Origin of the sequence: Mesorhizobium sp. M7A.F.Ca.US.005.03.2.1 (assembly GCF_003997795.1) — a bacterium.
GTDB classification, from domain to species: Bacteria; Pseudomonadota; Alphaproteobacteria; order Rhizobiales; family Rhizobiaceae; genus Mesorhizobium; species Mesorhizobium ciceri.
Genome location: NZ_RZRP01000373.1, coordinates 1 through 5,984, shown reverse-complemented (window position 1 = coordinate 5,984; position 5,984 = coordinate 1). Strand labels below are relative to the sequence as shown.

Below are 5,984 nucleotides of genomic sequence, written 5' to 3'. Positions count from 1 at the left end.
GGACCATGCTCAATTGAACCGATAATCTTGTGCGATTTCGTCGCCCAGCTTGGTGTTGTCGCGAATGAAATTGGCCAGGAATTCATGCAGCCCGGTATCGAAGATATCCTTGATCGACCCGGCTCTCAGCATTGTCTGCGTCTTCTCGGCCGTTGCGTGGCAGGCATGGCGCTCGCCGTAATCGTCGCCGAGGAATTTCAGATGCTCCGACAGGAAGCGATAGCAGAACATCAGCGAACGCGGCATGCGGACATTGAGGATCAGATAGTCGGCAATGTTGGTCGGCTTGTAATCAGCATCGTAGACCCAGCGATAGGAGCGATGCGCCGAGACCGAACGCAGGATCGATTCCCACTGATAATTGTCGAGCGTCGAGCCAACCCAGGAGATCGACGGCAGCAGCACATAATATTTCACGTCGAGGATGCGCGCCGTGTTGTCGGCGCGCTCGACGTAAGTGCCGAGTTGCGAGAAGTCGAAGATCTCGTTGCGCAGCATGGTGCCGTAGAACGAGCCGCGGATCAGCGCCGTCTCGCGCTTGATGGCGTCGAGCACGCTTGGCAGGTCGCGCTCGTCGATCGGCTTGGCCAGCATCCGCTTCAGCGCCATCCAGGCTTCGTTGATGCTTTCCCAGGTCTCGCGCGTCAGCGCGGTGCGCACCATGCGGGCATTGTTGCGGGCTGTCTCGATGGACGACATCGTGCTCGATGGGTTCGACGTGTCGCGCAACAGGAAGTCGGCGACATTGGCGGCGGTATAGTCGGAATATTTCTGGCTGAAGGTGACGTCGGAACCAGCGCTGAGCAGCACCGAATTCCACTCTTCCGAGGCGCTTTGGGTGCGGGTCAGCGCCATGCGCAGGCCGGCATCGACCAAGCGCGCCATGTTTTCCGCCCGCTCGATATAGCGGTTCATCCAATAGAGCCCGTTTGCGGTGCGGCCTAAAAGCATGAAGTGGCCCTTCGGGCTAGTGAGTAGCGAATAGTGAGCAGTGAATATTAAGCAATTGAATCTCAATGAAATATGGCATTTCCTGTCCCTCTATTTCCGCTACTGACTACTGACTATTCCCTACTGACTATTCCCTATTCACTCGTCTCAATCATCCAACACCCAAGTATCTTTCGTCCCGCCGCCCTGCGACGAGTTCACAACCAGCGAACCTTCCTTCAACGCGACGCGTGTGAGGCCCCCAGGCACGATCTGGATGCGGTCGGAGACCAGCACATAGGGCCTGAGATCGACGTGGCGCGGCGCCAGCCCTTTTTCCGTCAGGATCGGGCATGTCGACAGCGCCAGCGTCGGCTGGGCAATATAATTCGATGGCTTGGCCGCCAACTTCTTGGCGAAGGTCTCGCATTCCTTCTTGGTTGCCGCAGGCCCGACCAGCATGCCGTAGCCGCCGGAACCGTGCACTTCCTTGATCACCAGCTCGTCGATGTGTTCGAGCACGTATTTCAGGCTGTCGGGCTCCGAGCAGCGCCAGGTCGGAATGTTGCCCAGGATTGCCTTGCGACCGGTGTAGAACTCGATGATCTCGGGCATGTAGGAATAGATCGCCTTGTCGTCGGCTATGCCGGTGCCCGGCGCATTGGCGATGGTGATGTTGCCGGCGCGATAGACATCCATGATGCCGGGTATGCCGAGAGCGGAATCCGGACGGAACGTCAGCGGGTCGAGGAAAGAATCATCGACGCGGCGGTAGAGCACATCGATCTGCTTGTAGCCTTCCGTCGTGCGCATGGCGACATGGCCGTCGACCACGCGCAGGTCCTGGCCTTCGACCAACTGCACGCCCATCTGGTCGGCAAGGAAGGCGTGTTCGAAATAGGCGGAATTGAAGCTGCCGGGCGTCAGCACCGCAATGGTCGGCGCACCTTTGGTGCTTTGCGGCCGCACCGCCGCCAGCGACTGGCGCAGAAGCTGCGGGTAGTTTTCCACCGGCCGCACCTTGATCTTCTGGAACAGCTCGGGGAACAGCTGCATCATCGTCTCGCGGTTCTCCAGCATGTAGGAGACGCCGGACGGCGTGCGCGCATTGTCCTCCAGCACGTAGAACTCGTCCTCCGAGATGCGGACGATGTCGACGCCGATGATGTGGGTATAGACGCCGGCCGGCGGCCTGACCCCGATCATCTCCGGCAGGAATGCCTCATTCCTGGCGATCAATTCCCTGGGGACGCGCCCTGCCCGCAGGATTTCCTGGCGATGATAGATGTCGTCGAGGAAGGCGTTCAGCGCCTGCACGCGCTGCTCGATGCCCTGCGTGAGGCGCCGCCATTCATTGCCTGAAATGATGCGGGGAACGATGTCGAACGGGATCAGCCGCTCGGAGGCTTCTTGCTCACCATAGACGGCGAAGGTGATGCCGGTCTTGCGGAAGACGCGCTCAGCGTCCTGCATCTTCTCGGTCAGCCTGGCTGGATCCTGCTCCTTCAGCCAGCGATCATACGCCGAATACGGTCTTCTCAATCCGGAGACTTCCGGAAGCATTTCATCGAACGCTGCCAATCGCATACTCCCCTGTGACGCCATTTCACTGGCGTCGCCGGAGAAAATCAAGCGCAATCGGTGATTTGGGAGATACGGGCGATCAGTATGTTGCGCCTGCCTAAAATTGAGGCAGCTGAAATATGACCTTGATCAGCCTTTGCCTCGTGCCCGGGCAAATGCGTTTACCGGCTAGAAAGCACGGAACGTGACGACGGTGAACGTGTCCTTGATGCCGGGGAGAATCTGCACCTTTTCGTTGACGAAATGGCCGACGTCTTCCTCGTCGTCGACATAGAATTTGGCGAGCAGATCGTAGTTGCCGGCGGTGGAGTAGATTTCCGAGGCGATCTCGGCATCGGCAAGCGCGCTGGCAACCTCATAGGATTTGCCGAGCTCGCATTTGATCTGCACGAAAAACGCCTTCATGGCTTCGTCCCGCTAAACGTCCAAGTCCAGCGGCCCTTCTGGCAGACTGGAGGCGGGCTTTCAAGCGCTGGAATCCGTACTCTGCCGGCCCAGGCCTGGGCTGCGACCTGCCGCAGCTCTCCGCCAGCATGCAACCTGCCGCCGAGCGCCAGCGATTATTCGCGATCGCTGAAACCGCGATGCGCTGCCAAGCGTATGTTATGATGCGTCTTCGGACAGCACCATTTCAAGGGAAGATGTTTCGCGGGACAACGGAGACAGGCCATGCGCCGCGCCTTTTTCGCATTCGCAGTCGTTCCATTCCTCTGCGTGTCGTCGGCATTGGCCGGCGATGCCGAGATCAAGGCAGGCCAGTCCGTCATCGACGGTCAGCTAAAGGCCCTCATCGCCAATGATGGCGCCACCGCCTACAGCTTCGCCGCCCCGAATGTGAAGCGGATCTTCCCGACCGTCGATGCCTTCATGAACATGGTGACCAACGGCTATCCGCCGGTGCGCAAGCCGCAGACTTATTCCTTCGGCAAGGTCGAGGAGACCGGTCCGGGTTCGATCGTCCAGCAGGTGCTGATCGTCGGCCCCGATGGCAAGGATTACGAGGCGGTCTATACGCTGCAGCAGCAGCCCGACGGCACGTTCCAGATCACCGGCTGCAGCCTGCGCGCCTCGAATTCGCTCAGCACTTGAGGCCTTACAGCAACGGGATATCGCCCCTCGCCCAGCCCTCGGTGATTTCGGCGCCGCGCGCCTCGAAGGTGCCAGCCTCGATCGCAGCGCGGATGTCCTGCATCAGTTTCTGGTAGTAGGACAGGTTGTTCCACGTCAAAAGCATGGCGCCGAGCGCTTCCTGCGAGCGCACCAGATGATGCAGATAGGCGCGTGAGTAGTCACGGGCGGCCGGGCAGTCGCTTTCCTCGTCGAGTGGGCGCGGATCGTCAGCATGGCGGGCGTTGCGCAGATTGACCTTGCCGCGCCTTGTATAAGCAAGGCCGTGGCGGCCGGCCCGTGTCGGCATCACGCAGTCGAACATGTCGATGCCGCGCGCCACCGACTTCAGGATATCGTCAGGCGTGCCGACGCCCATCAGATAGCGCGGCTTGTTATCAGGCAGCTCCGGACAGGTGATGTCGAGCATCTCGAGCATCACCGCTTGCGGTTCGCCGACGGCCAGGCCGCCGACCGCATAGCCCTTCAACTCCATCGCGCTCAGCGCCTGCGCCGATCGCACCCGCAGCGCTGCGTTGTCGCCGCCTTGCACGATGCCGAACATCGCCTTGCCCGGCTGGTCGCCGAACGCCGTCTTGCAGCGCTCGGCCCAGCGCAGCGACAGCTCCATGGCGCGCTCGATCTCCTTCATTTCGGCCGGCAGCGCCGTGCATTCGTCGAGCTGCATCTGGATATCGGAATCGAGCAGTCCCTGGATCTCGATCGACCGCTCCGGCGACATCTCGTAGGCGGCGCCATCGATATGCGAGCGGAAGGTGACGCCCTTTTCGGTCAGCTTTCTCAGCTTCGACAGCGACATTACCTGGAAACCGCCACTGTCGGTCAGGATCGGATGCGGCCAGCGGGCGAATTCATGCAAGCCGCCGAGCCGCGCCACACGCTCGGCGCCTGGCCGCAGCATCAGATGGTAGGTGTTGCCAAGGATGATGTCGGCGCCGACGCCGCGCACCTGGTCCATATACATCGTCTTGACGGTACCGCCGGTGCCGACCGGCATGAAGGCCGGCGTGCGGATTTCGCCGCGCGGCATGTCGATCACGCCGCGCCGCGCCTTGCCGTCGATTGCCAGAACCTTGAAGCTGAACTGCTTAGCCATTGAATTCCTTGTCGTGGACCGGGGCGTCCGGCGCCTGCTTGTCGAGCGACTGGCGGTAGTGGATGCAGCCGCGCATGAATTTTGGCCAGGGCGGCACGGCGATCGATGGTTCGGTTTTTTCCGGCAGCAGGTCCCACAGATCGGGGTGATGCCAGCACAATTCATGGCCGGTGGAATCGCGGTGCTGGCGAATGCCGGCGCGCAGTTTTTTCACTTCCGCGATCAGCGCATCGCGGTCAAAGGCTTGCAGATCATCGTCCATCGCTCGTCTCCGCTCGGAAAAGCAGGCTTGCGTCGCCATAGGAATAGAATCTGTAACGGTTCGCGATGGCATGGACATAGGCCGCGCGCATCGTGTCGAGGCCGCTGAAGGCCGAAACCAGCATGAACAGCGTCGAGCGCGGCAGATGGAAATTGGTCATCAGCATGTCGGCGGTGCGAAAACAGTAGCCGGGCGTGATGAAGATATCGGTCGGGCCGGACCACGCAGCCAGAGTACCGTCCTCACGCGCCGCACTCTCCAGCAGACGCAGCGAGGTCGTGCCGACAGCAACGATGCGCCCGCCCCTTGCTCTTGCGGCATTCAGGGCGTCCGCAGTGGCTTCGCTGACCGACCCGGTCTCGGCATGCATCTTGTGGTCGGCGGTGTCGTCCGCCTTGACCGGCAGGAACGTACCGGCGCCGACATGCAAGGTGACGAAGCGGCGTTCGACGCCTTTGGCGTCAAGCGCTGCAAAAAGCTCCGGCGTGAAATGCAGGCCCGCTGTCGGAGCCGCGACGGCGCCCTCCTCGCTTGCATAGATGGTCTGGTAATCGGCCCGGTCGCGTTCGTCGTCGTCGCGTTTCGAGGCGATATAGGGCGGCAGCGGAATATGGCCTACCGCGTGCAGCGCCTCGTCGAGGAACGGCCCCGACAGATCGAAGCCAAGCAGCGCCTCGCCGCCCTCACCTTTCTCGATCACCGTGGCGTCGAGCTGACCGAGGAAACAGGAATTGCCGTCATGGCCGAAATGGATGCGGTCGCCGGCGGCAATGCGCTTGCCCGGCCGCATGAAGGCCAGCCAGCGGTCCGGCGCCATGCGCATATGCAGCGTGGCTTCGACCTGCGCCGTCGCCTCGCCCCGCCGCCTTATGCCTTTGAGTTGCGCCGGAATGACCTTGGTGTCGTTGAACACCAGCACGTCGCCGGCACTGAGCAAGGACGGCAGGTCGCCAACCGTCCGGTCCTCGAGCCCTTCGCCGGGCT

7 protein-coding genes are annotated in these 5,984 nt (G+C 61.4%); 1 reads left to right on the top strand and 6 read right to left on the bottom strand.

Going from position 1 to position 5,984, the window contains the following annotated elements; translation table 11 throughout:
• Positions 1-9: 9 nt before the first annotated feature.
• The 3 genes from EN991_RS20295 to EN991_RS20285 form a co-directional block, all read right to left on the bottom strand.
• The gene (locus EN991_RS20295; RefSeq protein ID WP_024503501.1) at positions 10-951 is read right to left on the bottom strand and encodes an alpha-E domain-containing protein; all 942 of its coding nucleotides are present in this window, start codon (positions 949-951) and stop codon (positions 10-12) included.
• 147 nt (positions 952-1,098) lie between these two features.
• Positions 1,099-2,511: a circularly permuted type 2 ATP-grasp protein gene (locus tag EN991_RS20290; protein ID WP_024503502.1), complete on the bottom strand. Its 1,413-nt coding sequence runs from the start codon at positions 2,509-2,511 to the stop codon at positions 1,099-1,101.
• 171 nt (positions 2,512-2,682) lie between these two features.
• Positions 2,683-2,919 carry an Lrp/AsnC family transcriptional regulator gene (locus EN991_RS20285; protein WP_010909609.1) on the bottom strand — a complete coding sequence of 79 codons (237 nt, stop codon included), beginning with the start codon at positions 2,917-2,919 and terminating at the stop codon, positions 2,683-2,685.
• Between the two features lie 264 nt (positions 2,920-3,183).
• Between EN991_RS20285 and EN991_RS20280 the strand changes: the two genes are divergently transcribed.
• Positions 3,184-3,603, top strand: a complete 420-nt coding sequence (locus EN991_RS20280; protein ID WP_063167942.1) for a DUF4864 domain-containing protein — start codon at positions 3,184-3,186, stop codon at positions 3,601-3,603.
• A 4-nt stretch (positions 3,604-3,607) separates the two neighbouring features.
• Here the strand turns inward: EN991_RS20280 and tgt are convergent, their stop codons facing one another.
• The 3 genes from tgt to queA form a co-directional block, all read right to left on the bottom strand.
• Positions 3,608-4,738, bottom strand: coding sequence for a tRNA guanosine(34) transglycosylase Tgt (gene tgt / locus EN991_RS20275; RefSeq protein ID WP_013531821.1), 1,131 nt, complete (start codon positions 4,736-4,738; stop codon positions 3,608-3,610).
• Positions 4,731-5,000: a hypothetical protein gene (locus EN991_RS20270; protein ID WP_013531822.1), complete on the bottom strand. Its 270-nt coding sequence runs from the start codon at positions 4,998-5,000 to the stop codon at positions 4,731-4,733. Before EN991_RS20270 ends, tgt begins: the two co-directional genes overlap by 8 nt.
• On the bottom strand, positions 4,990-5,984 hold a 995-nt coding region (queA, locus tag EN991_RS20265), incomplete at its 5' end, for a tRNA preQ1(34) S-adenosylmethionine ribosyltransferase-isomerase QueA (RefSeq protein WP_127369394.1). The genes EN991_RS20270 and queA, both read right to left, overlap by 11 nt.